Source organism: Sphingobacterium sp. UBA5789 (assembly GCF_002418355.1).
Classification (GTDB): domain Bacteria; phylum Bacteroidota; class Bacteroidia; order Sphingobacteriales; family Sphingobacteriaceae; genus Sphingobacterium.
Genome location: NZ_DIDX01000001.1, coordinates 1,052,956 through 1,070,815 on the forward strand (window position 1 = coordinate 1,052,956; position 17,860 = coordinate 1,070,815).

The following is a 17,860-nucleotide window of genomic DNA, read 5'->3' on the forward strand; positions in this document are numbered from 1 at the left end:
TGTTTATTGGTCAAAAGTTACGATAATTTCTTTATTTCCCAATAGGATTTCATCTTTTCGTAGATCAATTCCTGAAAATCTTCTATATTTTCCTCTGTATACCCTTCCGGGCTTACCGGAGATAATACCGTAGAATATATTTTGCCGGGTTTGGAGCCATTCCTTCTTCCGTCATCCCACAAGATATCCCATGCATTGTGAATAACGATTGGTATGATCGGGATATTATTTTCTATCGCCATACGGAATGGACCGGATTTGAATTTATGCAGTACAGGAGGGTAGGAGTCATCAATACGACCTTCCGGAAAAATAACTATTGACTTGCCGACCTGCAGATTTAGGGTTGCTTTTTTGAACGCTCTGAAGGACGCAATTTTACTCTTACGGTCTACCGGAATGTCTATGGTCTTAAAGAAAATTCTCGTTACCGGATTTTTAAGTAATTCGGCTTTTCCAAGAAATGAAAAGGACTGATGGCAGATATGGCTGAGTGTGGTAATGTCTAATACAGACGTATGATTAGCACATAAAATATAGGTTTTACTCCAGTCGATGGGAGTTTCATATGTCGTTTTAAATCGTATTCCGACACAATAGGCACTCAGTAAACTGATCCACTTGCGACAATAGGCTATCTGATGATAATACCTGAGCGGTTTTCGGGTAAAGAAATAAAGAACCGGGAAAAACAGAATAAAGAAAAAGAGAACAGAACTAAAATAACAAATCCGGTGGGCTTTTTTCCATATTCTAACCATGGAACCAAATATAATGAAGGATTTATTGTTAAACAAGAGTAAAGCACCTTAACAAATCAAAGATTAACTTCAATATTGTTAAGGTGCAGTTATTTTACTTGCTTAATTCAGCGTAATATTTGTGAAACAGCGGAATAGTAGATATACCCATTAAGTAGTTTTCAATTCCGTATTTTTCATTCGGAGAGTGAAGATTATCACTGTCCAGACCAAAGCCGAGTAATACGGTTTTGATGCCCAGTACATCTTCAAAAAGTGCTACAATAGGAATAGAGCCTCCTCCACGTGTTGGGATTGGTTTTACTCCAAAAGTATCATTCAACGCTTTTTCAGCAGCTTTATAAGCGACACTGTCTGTAGGAGTTACTACAGGCTCACCTCCGTGATGAGGTTTTACTTCTACCTTTACATAGTCCGGAGCAATGGATTCAAAGTGTTTTTTGAACAAATCAGTAATGCGTTGAGAATTTTGATTGGGTACCAGACGCATGGAGATTTTCGCAAATGCTTTTGAAGGAAGTACGGTTTTTGCACCTTCTCCGATATATCCTCCCCAGATACCGTTGACTTCCAGAGTAGGACGGATACCTGTACGTTCAATAGTGGTATAACCTTTTTCTCCCCAAAGCTCATCTACGCCAAGGTCTTTTTTGTATTCTTCGATCTCAAAAGGAGCTTCGTTAAGAGCCTTACGTTCTTCGGCTGTCAGTTCGATTACATCATCATAGAATCCCGGGATAGCAATATGATTGTTTTCGTCATGCAGAGAAGCAATCAGCTTGGATAGAATAGTTGCCGGATTAGCCACTGCACCGCCATATACCCCAGAGTGAAGATCACGATTAGGACCTGTCACTTCTACTTCTACATAAGAGAGTCCTCTTAGTCCTGTTTCTAATGAAGGCTGTTTCATGCTGATCATAGATGTATCTGAAATAACGATGACATCAGCTTTCAGTTTCTCCTTGTTTTCTTTAACAAAAGTTCCCAGATTTTTTGATCCCACTTCTTCTTCACCTTCGATCATGAATTTAATATTACATGCAAGAGCATTATTTTTCATCATGTATTCGAATGCTTTGACATGCATATAAAACTGGCCTTTATCATCTGCAGAACCACGGGCGTAGATTTTACCATCTCTGACAGTAGGTTCAAACGGAGGAGTCTCCCATAGTTCATATGGATCTGCAGGTTGCACATCATAGTGACCATAAGTCAATACTGTAGGTAATGACGGATCGATGATTTTCTCACCATATACAATAGGATTGCCGGCAGTAGGGCATACTTCTACCTGATCTGCACCGGCATCACGCAATTTTTGAGCAACAAATTCAGCTGTTTTTTCTACATCACCTTTGAATTTAGGGTCTGCACTTACTGAAGGAAGTCTTAGCAAATCAAACAGTTCGTCAAGAAAACGTTGTTTATTTGCTTCTACATATTCTTTTATATTTTGCATAACATGAATGTATTTGGTTCCAAAATTACGTAAACTATTGGTTATTGGAAACCCGCTGATAAAGATTGTCTGTCAAATTCAGAGGTGATGGATGTATTAAAAATTTCTAAATAATAAAGCTTTTTTACTGATGTGTTTCTAAATTTTTAATTAATTATATATGTCTTTTGTAAAATTTGAATTTCATTTTTGAAAATAATTGATTTGATGTTATCATGAATAATCATTAATTATTATATTAGTGACTACACTGATTTAAACCATGTCTAACCAAACCTTGATTTCGATACCGGAGTTTGAGCTGATATTTGAAAAATGGAATAAAAAGGTTTATCAATATGCATTGTGCAAAACTTCTTCAGCATTTATTGCAGAAGAAACAGTACAGCGTGTGTTTATTAAGCTTTGGGACAACCTTTTTCATAAAAATATTGCTGTCGACATCGAGGCGCAGATCTTTTGTATTGCCCGCACGACGTTGCTGGATGTCGTCAAAGAAGAGCGAAAAAGACAGATGATAGTGGAAATACGGCACGTGCAGGATGAGGTGCCAACACCTTCAGAGTTGTATCGTTTGAAGGAGATGAATGTAAATTACAAACGGGCAGTGGAGCGTATGCCTGCCTCGAGAAGAGAAGTGTTTTTGTTGAGCAGGCTCGAAAACTTGAGCTATAAAGAAATTGCTGATCGCTTATCTATTTCCCCTAAAACTGTTGAAAATCATATCGCCTTAGCTCTGAAGGCATTGAAAAAGACTCTGTTCATTTTATACATTTTATTTTTTTTAAAATAATTTTGGGGGTAAGCCTCGTTTCTGCAGTATTCTTTATGTATGAAGATTACGACAGACCTAATCAATCGCTATTTAACCAATAAATGCACAGCTGAAGAGGCTGAATATCTGGAAAACTACATTCAGTATTTAGGGACATCACTGGATCAGCTCTTACCCCGGGAGGAATGGGAAGAAACAAAGGGAGATCTCGAATACAGCGGGGAGGAGGAGATTCGCGCAAAAATATTGGCTGCTATCGCACGTAAGCGAAAAATATCTTTTAGAAGAAGAATGCTTGTTAAACTATCAGGGGTGGCGGCATTATTGGTCTTTTTCTTTGGTATCTACTTATTTCTGAATCGTTCCGAGGAAAGTTTTCCTGCAGATCGGAAAGATTTAGCAACCCTAACTGCAGACAGTACCGAAGTCAGTAATCTTTACTATATCAATTCCGGAAATGAAAATATGTCGCTGACCGCAAGTGATGGTTCGGTCATTACGTTATATCCCAAATCGGAAATTAAATATGCTGAAAATTTCAGACACCTGAAAGAAAGAGTATTATATCTCAAAGGGAAAGCCAGATTTGAGGTTGCTAAAGATAAAAGCAAACCCTTTCGGGTGCATTCTAATGGCGTAACTACCACTGCATTAGGAACGATCTTTATTATAGATGAACTAAGATCTACACAAACAAACATCAAATTGCTGGAAGGTAAAATAGAGGTAAAGGCCGAAGATGTTAAAAATTCCAGAAAATTGATCCGTACCTATGAGCCTAATGAAGAGATAACATTGGATCATAAGGATTTAAAGGTCCTTGAAGAAGTCAAGGCAACAGGCAAAGGGCGGGGCGGATACTTTGTGCAGAATAGGGAAAATATCCGATTCCAGAATATAGCCTTAAAAGATGTACTGGATCTTCTGGTGCAAAACTATAATATAAAATTACAATACGATCAGGATAAGATCAGAGATAAGTATTACAGTGGGGTCTATGTGAACAGCAGTCACGTGTACAAGGAAATTATTAAAGAACTAAACTACCTACATCATGCAGATATAAATTATACCAATCTCCAACACTAATCAATAAAACAAAATCACAATTATGAACATCTTTCTATCTAAAAAGCATCAGATGCTGACGATGCTGCTCTTACGGTTTAAGAGCCCGCGGATTAACTGTCCACTACGGTTGGGAATTTTAGGAGCGCTCTGTGTGAGCAGCCAGGTTGTGCTGGCACAATCTGCTGCTTCTGTGCACGGAGTCGTTCGCGATTCGGAAAATAATCCGATTACGGGAGCCACTGTCGTTATTGAAAATCCGACCACAAAGTACAAACAGGTCAACACGACGAACACAGAGGGAATTTTCTCTTTTGATCGTATTCCTGAAGGACAGGGATACGTTATCACGGTCAGTTATCTGGGTTTTAAAACTAAGACATTAAGTAACTATAATATTGATTCGAAGGACAAAGTAGCTATAACGGTTGCATTGGAACAGGATCAGGCGAGTCTGGAAGAGGTCGTGGTCGTAGGATACGGAAAACAGCGAAAAGCTAATATTACAGGATCTGTAGCCTCCGTCAATGCGGAGCAATTGAAGAATATTGCACCTTCTAATCTTTCCAATACGCTGGCAGGAAGGGCAGCAGGTATTAATGTAACGAATACCTCGGGCATGGCCGGAGCATCATCGAGTCTGAGAATTCGGGGAAGCTTTGCAGAGCCTTTGTATGTCATAGACGGTATAGTACGGGATAAAGCTGCCTTTGATGCACTGGAAGCGAATGAAGTTGATCAGATGAGCTTTTTGAAAGATGCGGCTACGGCAGCGGTGTATGGTACAAGAGCAGGTAATGGGGTTGTTGTGGTAACTACGAAAAAAGGAACTGCTCAGGAGCCTGTGTTCAATGTGCAAAGTAATTACAATTTTGGAGCACCAACACAAACGTTGCTCGCTGATATCACTACAGCAGCAGATGAATTAACATACCAAAATAGAGTTTCTCAATTTCTCTGGGAAAATGGCTCCAGGTCGCAGCCCTGGGTGGCACCTAATGGCCAGGAGGAATTTGATTATTTTAAAGATAAGGTTTATAGCGTAAATGATGTGATCTGGAGAAATCCTTTCAGTCACCGTCAATCCATTTCTGTATCGGGAGGCGGTGACAGGATTACGTATTACAATCTGGTCAGTTATCGTAAAGAAAATGGCTCCTATAAATCTTTAAATCACGAAAAATTCAATTTGAGAAGTAATGTCAGTGCTAAGATAACAGATGATTTTACAATAGATGTCAATATCTCTGCTAATCAGATTAATTCGCAGCGGTTTTACTGGCCATTCAGTACTTCTTCCAATGATGATGATTTTGATGTGTCTGATTTTTACCGTGTGACATTCAACTGGCCAAAGATGTATCCATTCTACCTGAATAAGGATGGCTCACCGAGTAACACAGCTACGGAATACCCTGTTCAGACACCGATGGGAAGCTGGCAGGCATGGAATGTCATCGATCAGGTAGTGGGTAACCGGTATATCGATCGCAAGGTGCGTCAGGTAAATCCGATTATGACATTGAATTATAAACTGGATAAGCTTATAGAGGGACTTTCTACAAAGGTAGTGGGCAGTTATCTAGCGGAGGATTATATGCGCAAGCGCTTTATGACTTTTCAGAAGAATTATACATTTACCTCTTTGAATCCGGATGGAAACCGGTTTATTCCGGCGCCACCTTCGGAAGATAAAGTGAATATCTTTACTTTCAGTCAGGCACAGCCTTTCATGGATTATGCTCCACAGCGGGAATGGGAATATCAGGTCAACTGGTTCCTGAATTACAACCGGCGTTTTAACAAACATGCTATTGATGCCTTGGTTGTCTACGAGCAGTTCAAAGCCGGAGGTACTTATGTAACTTCACGTGCTGAAAATCCGATTGTTAGTATCGATCAGATGTTTATTTATCCGACAGACAGAACTTTCAGAGCAACAGACGCCTATGAAAGTATCAATTCCAGACGTGGTTTTATCGGACGAGCCAATTACAATTACGCAGATAAATACATTGCTGAGTTTTCATTCCGTTACGATGGATCTCCATTATTCCCTGGAGATAAACGCTGGGGATTTTTTCCTTCTATGTCAGCAGCATGGAGGATCTCGGAAGAACAATTTTTCTCTGATATTAAGAATACATTCAGCGACCTGAAATTGAGAGCATCTTATGGTACTACTGGTAACGATCTAAATGTGAATGCAGAGCGGATCGGACAATTTCTTTATCAGGAGAAGTACAGACCTGCAGGCGGCTATATGTTTGGTGACCGCTACTACAACGGTATTGCGTATGGTGCTACACCAACTCAAAATCTAACCTGGACGACTTCTAAAAGTATTAATATCGGGGTGGATTTTGGTTTGATCAATAATAAACTGACCGGTGTTTTGGATGTATTCAGTAGAAAAGAAACGAATATTTTAGGTCCCAGATCATTGAAAGTTCCTGATAACTATGGTCGGGAGCTGGCGCCGGAGAATTATGCAGCAAGAAGTTATAAAGGAGGCGAATTTTCCCTCAACTGGAATGACCGCTTAGGGGAGGTGTCTTACGGATTGACTGCAAATATTGGCTATGCCAAAGACCGTTGGGATATTTACGATGAGGAGCCTGCATTTGCAGTAGGCGGAACCCGCAATTTTGAATCGAGGGTAGGGAGACCTGAAAATCGTATTGTAGGACTGGAAGCTATTGATCTGGTAAGAACACAGGAACAATTGGATGCTTTGAAAAACCAGGGTTTTAAGACCTATGGCCGTGATCCGTATCTGGGCATGATCTTGTATAAAGATATTCGGGGAGCTAATTATTCGGATACACCTGATGGCAAAATAGATGACAACGATATGATGCTCCTTTCCGATGATAATACTCCTCGCATCAATTATGGATTTGGTTTAAATGCGAGCTGGAAGGGTCTTTCTGTCTCCGCCTTACTTCAGGGTGTCATGGCATACGATCGTGTTATCAGCAATCAGGAAGGTGGTGGTATACGCCAGCATGGAGGTACATTCCGTCCTTATTACCCGATCTGGGCAGGCGATGTCTGGACCGCAGAAAATCCAGATGCAGCATACCCAAGGGTTGTGGGGTCGAATTGGCAGGAATCCGGAACGGGAGTTTCAAGCTTCTGGATACGTAACGGGGCATACCTGCGGTTAAGAGATCTCAATATCTCCTACAGCTTGCCGCAGTCCGTTACGAATGCGATGAAAATTAAAAATGTGAGTGTATTTTTTAACGGAACCAATCTGTTTGTATTCTCGCCGATGACTGAATTTCATGATCCGGAGCAAAAGATGTACGATTCCTATCCTGTTATGAAAACTTTCGCATTAGGCCTGGATGTTAAATTTTAACTGAAATCAACATGAAAAATATATTTTATCCCATTATAGCATTGGTACTGACCACCTGGTCGTGTAAAAATGTCTTAGATATTGACGATTTAAATTCTCTCGATGAGAGTAAAGTCTGGAGCGATTCGAATCTGGTGAAAGCATATGTCACTAACCTGTATCCATTGTTTGGAAACTGGAATTCAGGGGCGGATAATAATTCTGAGCAACTGATTGGAATAGCTTTTCCTTTAGATGCAGTAACGGTAAATAATACAGCATACAAAGCCTGGGATTATACCACGATAAGACGTATCAATACGGCAATCCAGAAGGTGAGAGAGAATACCACTTTATCTGTAAGTTTTAAAAATTCGATGATAAGTCAGGCGCTTTTTATGCGGGCTTATATGTACTTCAATATGGTGAAGTATCATGGTGGAATACCCTATATTACCGTTCCGCAGGATCTGGAAAATGACGATCTGGAAACGTCACGGAATACAACAAAAGAATGTTTTGAATTTATCATTAAAGATCTGGATGAAGCGATTGCGCTGTTACCACCGACTATTGCAAAAAGTTCTGCTGATTACGGTCGTATAGATGGTAATTTTGCTGTGGCATTTAAAGCGAAAGTGCTGTTGTACAAAGCTTCCCCACAATTCAATCCGAATAACCCATATGACAATGGATATTGGGCAGATGCACATACTGCGAATAAGGCTGCGTATGACAGGCTCAAAGCGAATGGTTATAGTCTGACCCCGGATTACGCCAATATTGCGTTACAGGAAAAGGGTTCTGAAGTGGTATTTGCTGTTATAAATGCTTATCCAAATAAAGTAGCTGCCTGGGATAACGGAGTCCGGCCGGGCTCAGAGAGCAGGGGAGCGGCAGGAGCAGTTCCTTCCTGGGATTTTGTAAAGGCTTTTCCTATGAAGGATGGCAGACTCTTCTCAGATCCGGCAGGAAAATATTATAAATCAGATGCTGTGTTTTTACAGTCCTATTGGGAAAATAGAGATCCCCGATTTGATAAATCTATCGTATGGAACGGAAAAATATATGAGGTGTCAGGAAAAGCAGGTAAACGCCAATATACATCAGTAGGTATAGCGGCTGATCTGGATAATTTTGGTGTAAATCCGAAAGCTAATACTCCATCTGAGAATTTGAACCGGTACAGCGGATTTTTTATCCTGAAGAATTCTAAGCTATCCCTTAAGCAAACGGAGGTGGAAACTCAATATGATGTCGATTATGTACTGATGCGATTTGCTGAGGTCATGATGAATTATGCAGAAACAGCAAATGAAACAGGCGATTTTAATACAGCTTTGGATATTCTGAAACAAATCCGGATGCGGGCAGGAATTGAGTCCGGAGCAGATGGTAACTACGGTATTACAGCGACAAACAGAATACAGATGAGGGATGCAATATTGGCTGAGCGTAATATCGAGTTTTGCTTTGAGGGGCATCGTTTCTGGGATCTGAGACGATCACGAAAACTGAATGTGTTGAACAATACCACTAAATATGGTGTAGAGGCAATAGCCATCAACAGCAGTGGTACGGAAATGGATCTGGAAGAAGCTTCGGCCTTAGCAAAAGCATATCAATTGAAGGAAAATCAATTTAAATATAGTGTATTGCAGGTGCCAAATACCGGAAATAAAGTTAATCTGGTACCGGATACCTACTATTTCTTTCCGATAGCACAATCGGTCATTGATAAAAACCCGAAAATCATCCAAAATAAAGATTGGGGCGGGAGTTTTGATCCGACTATTCAATAAACTAAATATAGATAGGCTGCTCATTTGAACAGCCTATTTTGTTTTCATAAAGATGTTATCTCTATTCCGATATTTTTCTTTCCTGTTTTCTGAAAAATCTACCTGTCAGCACTCTGACTTAATGTAATACATTCCAACCAAATTTGCTCTTCCGGTAGTATTAATATTCATATAAATGTGCAAGTATTCCAGATTTCTAAAAATCTGGTTAATGAAATCCGTTAAAAAAGATTTTTTGTTAAACAAAATGTAAAATTTTTGTGGAATAATGTTGTAAATGACATCTATTTACTGTGATACTAAAGATTTAAGCTTTAAACAGTGTTAAATTTTAGTTAAGGCTATTAATGGAAGATAATATAATTATATCTTCGTGGTGGTTATTTACCTATTTGAAATATTTTAAACCATACCAAATCATATGAGGCGACTATTACTCGCATTTTCGGTTCTCCTAATCGCACTTATGTTCTCTCAACCTGTGTTTGCCCAGAAAAAACTTTCGGGTGTTGTACAGGATGAAAAGGATAAGTTAAAACTGGAGAATGCTACTGTAATGCTATTGACAGCACAAGATTCTATTTTAGTAGACTTTACCCGTTCGGACAAGGATGGCAAATTCACATTAAACCTACCGGATACTGGTTCTTATCTGGTGATATCCAGTTATCCCAAATACGGGGATTTCTACAGCCCTATTGATGCTAAGAATAATTATGCAAATTTTAGTATAGCGCTTAGTACAAAAGCTCAGTTACTGGAAGAAGCAATTGTAATCGGACGAATTCCCATTGTAGTAAAAGGGGATACAACGGAATACGATGCGGGGAGTTTTAAGGTAGAAAAAAATGCTAAGGTAGAGGATTTGTTAAAAGTATTGCCGGGGATTTCCGTAGATGCGTCGGGAAAAATTACAGCTCAGGGTAAAACAGTAGAAAAGGTATTGGTGGACGGGGAAGAATTTTTTGGAAATGATCCGAAACTGGTAACCCGTAATATCCGGTCCGATATGGTTGATAAAGTGCAGGTGTATGATAAGAAGTCTGAAGAAGCTGAACGTACAGGAGTTGATGACGGACAGAAAGTGAAAACTATCAATGTCAAACTTAAAGAAGATAAGAAAAACGGACTATTCGGGAAAGCGCTGGCCGGAGGTGGTACAGATGACTACTATATGGGCCAGCTGATGTTGAATAAGTTCAAAGGCTCACAGAAAATTGCCGCATATGGGTTAGTGGGTAATAATGCAACTACTTCTTTATCCTGGCAGGATACGGAGAAGTATGGCGAAAATGACAATGTTTCCTATTCGGATGATGGAAGTACATTCTACAGTACTAATGGGGGAGATGATTTTTCTGGAGAGGGTGTTATCGGTATACCAAAAGCTATCAATTCCGGGATCATGTTTTCGGACAAAACAAAGAATGGTAAGCATAAGCTGAATTTGAGTTATAAGTATGGTAAGATTGAAAATGAAGGTCAGGAAGAAACGATCTCACAGAACAATTTGCCGGATCAGATTCAAAATACAAATGCCCTTCGCCAGATAGCTGCAGACAAGGACAGACAGAAGCTGAACCTGAAGTATGATCTTCAGTTTGATTCATTAACGTTACTGACGATTACAGGAAATGCTTCCCGTGATAATATCTGGGGTGAAACCAAAAATAATTCACAGACATTTGACGGAAATATGGACACCCTGAATACCAGTGAGTCGCTGGATAGAAATGACAGGAAAGTCGAAGCTATAAATGCAAGAGCCCTTTTTACCAGAAAGTTTATGAAAAAAGGACGTTCCTTTTCTATGGCATTAAGTATCAATAACAATGAATCGACAGGTGATGGATATTTGTTCTCCGATACCAAAATCTACAAGGATAATCTGCTAGCCAACAGCATTATTTTTGATCAGCGAAAGGATAACAGACAAAAATCGACTACAAAAGGTGGAAATATCTCTTATACGGAGCCATTGACAAAAGAGCTGAATCTGACGCTGAATTATGGTCTGCAACGTAATGATAATAAATCATTACTGAATTCATTTAACAGATCATCGGCTCAGGATCCTTACGATATTCTGGATTCGATGTATAGTAATGATTATGCTTTTGACAGATTGAGTAACAGCTATCGTGTGTCCCTGAATCTGAATAATGAAAAAATCTGGGCAAATCTTACTAATAACCTGAATAATGACCGTTTGCATCAGCTAAATAATTATACAAACTCCGAGTTGACACGTTCATTTCTGACCTATAATCCGTCGTTATCGATGTCATACAGGTTTACAAAAAGCTCTAATTTGTACTTTAATTACAGCGGACGTAATCAGTTGCCTTCTTTAAATCAGATCCAGCCGTTAAGAAGCAATCAGGATGCCCTTAATCAATATATAGGAAACGAAAACTTAAAGCCTGCATTTTCAAACAGCTTTAATGTGAATTATAATTCATCCAAAATGCTGGCCGGTTCTTATATGTACATAGGTGCCTATATCAGTTTTACTAATAATGCCCTGATCCAGAATGTGGAAACACTGGATGGTGGTCGAAATAACTTCAAATGGGCAAATCTGGATGACCATACCAACCAATCAATTAGTGTATGGGGAGGTTATTCTTTCAAACTTAGTAAGAAGCTTAATATTGATAACGGCCCAAGACTTTATATCAACGGATCTAAAAACTTTAACTCGGTCAACAGTAAGCTGAATCAAAATGATAATATGAACTATTCATTAGGCTATAACATTTCGAAGAATACAACGAAAGGTTTTGATTTTGATATTAATTTGTCTCCATCTTACCAAAAGATGTCTTCCAGCCTGCAGCCGGATCAGAACAATGATGGTTTTATCTTCAACTCTAACGGTGGAATGTCGTATTACTTCCCTGCCAAAGTTAAACTGTATGTAAACTATACCTATACATATCAGGCACCGACAGAGGCATTAAAAGAGAAATTTGATCAATTTTTGGTACATCCTGGTATCAGTAAGAAATTCCTGAAAAATGAATCATTGATGCTTGATTTTACGGTAAATGATTTACTTAATCAGAATACAGGATTTACCAGATCTCAGTCTAATACATTTTTTATACAGCGCAGATCGGATACCATCCGGAGATATTATATGTTGAAAGTATCCTGGGATTTTACTAAAATGTTTGTTAATTAAGAATTCGATCAGTCATGAAAATAGTTAAGATTTTTCTTTTTATAAGTATTGCTTTATCTGCCCGCTCCGGATTTGCACAGTATACGATGTTTCCCAAGACAGGGACGATTACATACGATAAGACTGTCTACCTTCAAAATATGCTTAAAAAACAATTGTATGCAAAGGCCGAAGGAATGACAAAGAACTGGTATGATCAGATCTCTAATAAACTTCCCGGAAATGTTGTTCTGAAAAACACGTTGAAGTTTAATAACGATGAAACTCTTTTTGAATATGTAAAGACGGATATAAATGAACTCGCCAGTTCATTTATGGAAAATCATGCGATCAAGGGAGACGGTACGGTCTATACGAATCTGAAAACGAAGGAATATAAGCGATATCAGGATTTTTTTGGTGATAATCTCGTCATCAAAGATTCTGTACTTCGTATTAAATGGAAGATTACAGATGAGTATCGTGATATTGCAGGATTTGAATGCCGACGTGCCAACGGATTGACACAGGATTCACTGTATGTAATTGGTTATTATACGAATGAGATTCCTGTAAGCGGAGGACCTGAATCTATAAGCGGACTTCCGGGAATGATTTTAGGTTTAGTCGTGCCGTATGATCACGTTTCTTATTTTGCCAGTAAAGTGGAGTTCTCAAATACGGTACCATTTGACCTTTCTGTATTTGATAAAAAGAAAAATAAGGTTATGCCACGCAAAGAGGTAGAAATAAGATTCAGACAAATGGTAGAGACCTTTTTACCGAAAGATCTGGTGACTTATCTGATTGACTATTTCCTTTTATAACAAGGAAATAGCTGTCAGAAGACGATGTCTAAAAAGTCAAGTCAAACCCTTTGAGAATTTCATATGTGAATAAAAATGGGGCTATCCATCTTTTGGATAGCCCCATTTCTATTGTAATGACCTTGTTATAACTTATCTCTACTTTTAAAGGAGAGATGCCCGAAGGGCAGAGAGGTTAATTATAAAACTGCAAAACCTCACCCTAACCCTTCCGACATGTCGGAACAGGTTCTCCTTAAAAATGAGAGGGAATTGCTTTATTATTTGAATTTGCTAGCCAGAGCTGCAAGTTTCGTTGCCATATCTGTTTCGGGTTGCTGACGCTGCTTATGTTGTCCGGTTTGTTCCCGTTTCTTAGGTCTCGGAGCAGCTTTTTCTTCTGTTTTCATAGACAGTCCGATACGGTTTCTTTTTTCATCCACCTCTGTAACTGTTACCATTACCTGTTGTTGTACCTTGACAACTTCGTGCGGATCAGCTACAAATCTGTTTGCCAGTTGGCTCAGATGGACTAATCCGTCCTGATGAACCCCGATATCTACAAAAGCGCCGAAGTTGGTAATATTGGTTACAATACCCGGTAGTTTCATACCAATGCGAAGATCAGAAATATTATTGATGCCGTCTGTGAATGAAAATGCTTCAAACTGTTCACGCGGATCTAATCCTGGTTTAGCCAGTTCTGATAAGATATCTTGTAGCGTAGGTAATCCGACTTCTTCAGATACATATGCTTTCAAAGGAATGGATTTACGCAATTCCTCATTGGTTAATAAATCGGATACATTCTTTCCCAGATCTTTGGCCATTTTTTCCACTACGCTGTAGCGTTCAGGATGTACAGCTGATGCATCCAGGGGATTTTCGGCATTGCGTATTCTCAGAAATCCTGCAGCCTGTTCGAAAGCTTTGTCTCCCAGGCGAGGTACTTTTTTCAGTTCTTTTCTGGATTTAAAAGCACCATTTGCAACTCTGTAATTGACGATCTGTTGTGCAAGAGAGGGGCCTAATCCGGATACATAAGCCAGAATTTGTTTGGAGGCAGTATTTAGTTCTACACCTACAGCATTCACACAACTGATGACAGTGTCATCTAATGCCGTTTGCAGTTTATTCTGGTCTACATCATGCTGATATTGTCCTACACCAATTGATTTAGGATCGATTTTAACTAATTCTGCCAGGGGATCCATCAGGCGACGGCCGATAGAAACAGCTCCACGAACAGTGACATCGTGGTTGGGAAATTCTTCACGGGCAGTTTCAGATGCCGAATAAATAGAAGCTCCACTTTCATTAACCATAACCAGTGTTACGTCCGCAATGTTAAGCTTACGCACAAATTCTTCTGTCTCACGCCCTGCTGTTCCGTTTCCTATAGCGATGGCCTGAATATCATATTTTTTGACCAGATGTTCAACTGTCTTTGCTGCTTCTGCTGCACCACCTGCTCCTGTATGAGGGAATATAGCTGTATTTTCCAGTAAAGTACCTTGCTCATCCAATACCACTGTTTTACAGCCCGTACGAAATCCCGGGTCGATAGCCAGCAAGCGTTTTTGCCCCAGTGGTGCCGCTAATAAAAGCTGACGTACATTATCTGCAAATACTTTAATAGCCTCCTCATCCGCTCTTTGCCTGGTCAATACCCGTATTTCAGTTTCCATAGATGGTTTTAGCAGTCGCTTGTAGCTGTCTAACAAGGCCATGCGGACCTGGGTTGCTGCGGGATTAGCGGCTTTAATATAAAGTGTATCAATAACGGGCACCACTTCTTCTTCTGCTAATTCAATATCCAGATACAACAGTTCTTCTTTCTCTCCGCGTCTCATTGCCAGTATACGGTGAGAAGGGGCATCCTTTAGCGACTCTGACCATTCGAAATAATCTTTATATTTTTGAGCAGCTTCTTCTTTTCCGGGAACGACCTTAGATACAAACTGTCCCTTTTCTAAAAATTTTTTTCGTGATCTGGCACGTACATTGGCATCTTCAGCTATTGTTTCAGCAATAATATCACGGGCTCCTGCGAGCGCATCTTCTATACTTTGTACTCCCTTTTCTTCATCAATAAGAGAAGAAGCTAAGGCTTCGAAATCTTTTCCATCCTGTAAAAGAATCTGATCAGCCAGAGGCTGTAGACCTTTTTCACGAGCTATACTTGCACGGGTTTTACGTTTGGGTTTATATGGAAGGTAAATGTCTTCCAGATTCGCCATCGTCTCTGCAGCTACGATTTGTTGTTCCAGTTCCGGAGTTAGCTTTCCTTGTTCTGTTATGGATTTGAGAATCGCTTCCTTACGTTTTTCCAGTTCTCTCAGTTGCTGGATTCTGTCACGGATGGTTGTGATCTGCACTTCATCGAGACTTCCGGTCATCTCTTTACGATAGCGGGCAATAAACGGTACTGTAGCACCCTCATCTAATAATTCAATAGTAGTACGAACCTGTCTGTCACTAATAGACAGTTCGTTAGAAATAACCATTTGGTGTGACATAAATGAATAATGTAGTATATGAAAACAAAAGCTGTTGGAATTAACCAACAGCTTTATAATATTGTGCTGTAAAAATAAGAAGAATAAAGTTAAGCTTCTTTCTGTTCCGGTTTATTTTCTGAAGAGGATTGTTGATTGCTGGCTGCATGTGCCTGCTCATCAGAAGAAACTTCTGTCTGTTGATTACTGGCAAAGTGATCATTGTAACCATAATTATAATGGTTTGCATTCGGATCATAGTCTGGCTGACGTCCCGGCTCATGCTGATACGTGCCTTCCGGAGCTGAAAACTGAGGTAGTTTTTTTTCTTTGTCCGGTGAATCCGTAGACGCTGTTTGCTCTGTTTCTGTTTGTTGTGTAACAGGTTCTGCCGGAGTTTCAGCAATTTTCTTCTCTTCTACATCCTTATCAAAATTATTGATCTGATCCGATATTTCACGCTTGATGCCTTCAGATGCATCTTTAAATTCACGAATCCCTTTTCCTAACCCACGAGCTAATTCAGGAAGTTTTTTACCACCAAAAAGCAACAACAAAACGATTACTATCAGAATCATTTCCTGGGTGCCAATGTTTAAAAATGCTAGTGTCATATTTGACGATTTTTTGTTTGTTATATTAATATGTAAATCTAAGGTAAGTGTAAATTATAGTAATCGCCAACAAGATTTTGTAATTATTATGTGATTTTTATAAAACAGACGCCTACTTATGACGAATTAAAGACGCGTTACCACCTAAACTTTTTCTATTTTTGTGCTAAAATTTTTAGACATGTTGGGTAGGTTAAAATCGTATAAGCCGTACTATTTGAGTACATTTTTATTAGCCGGTCCGGTAGTTGTTTCCCAATTGGGGCATACGCTGGTACAGACGGCAGACACTGTTATTGTAGGGCATTTTGCCGGCAAGATACCTTTGGCTGCTGTTTCCCTTGTACACAGTGTATTTATGGTTGTATTGGTAATTGGTCTGGGGATTGCATATGGATTGACTCCTTTGATTGCACAGGAAAACGGACGGTCTAACAAGCAGGAATGTGCCAAACTGTTATCTAACAGTTTCTGGCTCAATGCACTTTCCGGAGCATTATTGTTTTGCTTTGTTTATTTCGGATCTATGTATGCCGTAGAACATCTGGATCAGGATCCCCGTGTAGTAAAGGAAGCAAAGCCTTACTTATTTTTATTGAGTTTGTCCATCTTCCCGCTGATGATCTTCAATACCTTTAAACAATTTGCAGAAGGACTTGGATTTACAAAGCAAGCTATGAATATTACCATCTGGGGAAATGTTTTTAATATCCTTCTGGCTATTATTCTGGTGAAAGGAATGTTTGGTTTCAAACCTATGGGAATCAAAGGTGTAGGTATTGCTACATTAATAGACCGTATCCTCATGATGGTGGTAATGGCTCTGTATGTATTGAAATCTTCTATTTTCAGGGAGTATATCAAGCATTTCAAGCTTACTTATCTGGATAAAGGTAAACTCTGGAACATCCTTAAGATCGGAGCTCCTGTAGCAATGCAATATGTATTTGAGATTGGAGCTTTTGCAGGAGCAGCTTTAATTGCCGGCAAGATCAGTGCGGATGCACAGGCTTCACATCAGGTAGCGATCACGCTGGCTGCGATGACATATATGATGGCAAGTGGTATTGCTTCTGCAGCGACAATCAAGACGGGTAATAGCTTTGGAAATAAGAATTACTTCAGATTACAGCGTTTTGCTGTATCGTCCTATCATCTGGTATTGATCTTTATGTCTGTGGCTGCGATTATATTTGCCGTTTTCAATAAGTATCTTCCGTATCTTATTACAGATGATGTTACAGTGGTAGCTATTGCCTCCCAGTTACTTATTATTGCCGGATTATTTCAGCTGTTTGATGGTACACAAGTGGTGGGTTTGGGTGTTCTGAGAGGGATGGGTGACGTGAATGTTCCGACCTTTATTACGTTTATAGCGTATTGGGTTGTCGGATTACCTGTCGGATATGTATTAGGAGTGGTATTGGATTGGGGAGTGAAAGGGGTTTGGTATGGATTGACATTAGGTTTACTGACATCCTCGCTACTCTTATATGCTCGTTACAGAGCCGTAATAGGCAGGCATATGTCAACGTATATGATGAGGTAGGATATATCCC

The 17,860-nt window shown here is 39.5% G+C and carries 11 protein-coding genes; 7 read left to right on the forward strand and 4 right to left on the reverse strand.

Annotated features, from left to right (window positions below; translation table 11 throughout):
• Positions 1-17: 17 nt before the first annotated feature.
• Both B4B65_RS04550 and B4B65_RS04555 read right to left on the reverse strand, forming a co-directional pair.
• Positions 18-761 carry a lysophospholipid acyltransferase family protein gene (locus B4B65_RS04550; protein ID WP_293913776.1) on the reverse strand — a complete coding sequence of 248 codons (744 nt, stop codon included), beginning with the start codon at positions 759-761 and terminating at the stop codon, positions 18-20.
• 94 nt (positions 762-855) lie between these two features.
• A complete protein-coding gene (locus tag B4B65_RS04555) occupies positions 856-2,226 on the reverse strand; it encodes a dipeptidase (protein WP_293913778.1) in 1,371 nt (456 codons plus the stop codon).
• Between the two features lie 262 nt (positions 2,227-2,488).
• Between B4B65_RS04555 and B4B65_RS04560 the strand changes: the two genes are divergently transcribed.
• The 6 genes from B4B65_RS04560 (at position 2,489) to B4B65_RS04585 (ending at position 13,210) form a co-directional block, all read left to right on the forward strand.
• The gene (locus tag B4B65_RS04560; RefSeq protein WP_293913780.1) at positions 2,489-3,019 is read left to right on the forward strand and encodes a sigma-70 family RNA polymerase sigma factor; all 531 of its coding nucleotides are present in this window, start codon (positions 2,489-2,491) and stop codon (positions 3,017-3,019) included.
• A 39-nt stretch (positions 3,020-3,058) separates the two neighbouring features.
• Complete coding sequence (locus B4B65_RS04565; protein WP_293913782.1) at positions 3,059-4,090, forward strand: FecR family protein; 1,032 nt, start codon at positions 3,059-3,061, stop codon at positions 4,088-4,090.
• Positions 4,091-4,112: 22 nt separating this feature from the next.
• Entirely contained in the window at positions 4,113-7,436 is a 3,324-nt protein-coding gene (locus B4B65_RS04570) for a SusC/RagA family TonB-linked outer membrane protein (RefSeq protein ID WP_201678039.1), read from the forward strand.
• An 11-nt stretch (positions 7,437-7,447) separates the two neighbouring features.
• Complete coding sequence (locus tag B4B65_RS04575) at positions 7,448-9,217, forward strand: RagB/SusD family nutrient uptake outer membrane protein (protein ID WP_293913785.1); 1,770 nt, start codon at positions 7,448-7,450, stop codon at positions 9,215-9,217.
• 421 nt (positions 9,218-9,638) lie between these two features.
• Positions 9,639-12,404 (forward strand): outer membrane beta-barrel protein, encoded by a 2,766-nt coding sequence (locus B4B65_RS04580; protein ID WP_293913787.1) that lies wholly within the window; start codon positions 9,639-9,641, stop codon positions 12,402-12,404.
• A 14-nt stretch (positions 12,405-12,418) separates the two neighbouring features.
• Positions 12,419-13,210 carry a GLPGLI family protein gene (locus tag B4B65_RS04585; protein WP_201678042.1) on the forward strand — a complete coding sequence of 264 codons (792 nt, stop codon included), beginning with the start codon at positions 12,419-12,421 and terminating at the stop codon, positions 13,208-13,210.
• Between the two features lie 260 nt (positions 13,211-13,470).
• Here the strand turns inward: B4B65_RS04585 and B4B65_RS04590 are convergent, their stop codons facing one another.
• Together B4B65_RS04590 and B4B65_RS04595 are read right to left on the reverse strand one after the other, a co-directional pair.
• A complete protein-coding gene (locus tag B4B65_RS04590) occupies positions 13,471-15,708 on the reverse strand; it encodes a Tex family protein (RefSeq protein WP_293913790.1) in 2,238 nt (745 codons plus the stop codon).
• Between the two features lie 89 nt (positions 15,709-15,797).
• Positions 15,798-16,301 (reverse strand): Sec-independent protein translocase subunit TatA/TatB, encoded by a 504-nt coding sequence (locus B4B65_RS04595; RefSeq protein ID WP_293913792.1) that lies wholly within the window; start codon positions 16,299-16,301, stop codon positions 15,798-15,800.
• A 181-nt stretch (positions 16,302-16,482) separates the two neighbouring features.
• On the opposite strand from B4B65_RS04595, the gene B4B65_RS04600 reads away from it, so the two are divergent.
• The gene (locus B4B65_RS04600) at positions 16,483-17,850 is read left to right on the forward strand and encodes an MATE family efflux transporter (protein WP_293913794.1); all 1,368 of its coding nucleotides are present in this window, start codon (positions 16,483-16,485) and stop codon (positions 17,848-17,850) included.
• The last annotated feature ends 10 nt before the right edge of the window (positions 17,851-17,860 follow it).

Coding starts and splice junctions, on each gene's coding strand:
- B4B65_RS04550 (WP_293913776.1), bottom strand. CDS start 761: ATGGTTAGAATATGGAAAAAAGCCCACCGGATTTGTTATTTTAGTTCT.
- B4B65_RS04555 (WP_293913778.1), bottom strand. CDS start 2,226: ATGCAAAATATAAAAGAATATGTAGAAGCAAATAAACAACGTTTTCTT.
- B4B65_RS04560 (WP_293913780.1), top strand. CDS start 2,489: ATGTCTAACCAAACCTTGATTTCGATACCGGAGTTTGAGCTGATATTT.
- B4B65_RS04565 (WP_293913782.1), top strand. CDS start 3,059: ATGAAGATTACGACAGACCTAATCAATCGCTATTTAACCAATAAATGC.
- B4B65_RS04570 (WP_201678039.1), top strand. CDS start 4,113: ATGAACATCTTTCTATCTAAAAAGCATCAGATGCTGACGATGCTGCTC.
- B4B65_RS04575 (WP_293913785.1), top strand. CDS start 7,448: ATGAAAAATATATTTTATCCCATTATAGCATTGGTACTGACCACCTGG.
- B4B65_RS04580 (WP_293913787.1), top strand. CDS start 9,639: ATGAGGCGACTATTACTCGCATTTTCGGTTCTCCTAATCGCACTTATG.
- B4B65_RS04585 (WP_201678042.1), top strand. CDS start 12,419: ATGAAAATAGTTAAGATTTTTCTTTTTATAAGTATTGCTTTATCTGCC.
- B4B65_RS04590 (WP_293913790.1), bottom strand. CDS start 15,708: ATGTCACACCAAATGGTTATTTCTAACGAACTGTCTATTAGTGACAGA.
- B4B65_RS04595 (WP_293913792.1), bottom strand. CDS start 16,301: ATGACACTAGCATTTTTAAACATTGGCACCCAGGAAATGATTCTGATA.
- B4B65_RS04600 (WP_293913794.1), top strand. CDS start 16,483: ATGTTGGGTAGGTTAAAATCGTATAAGCCGTACTATTTGAGTACATTT.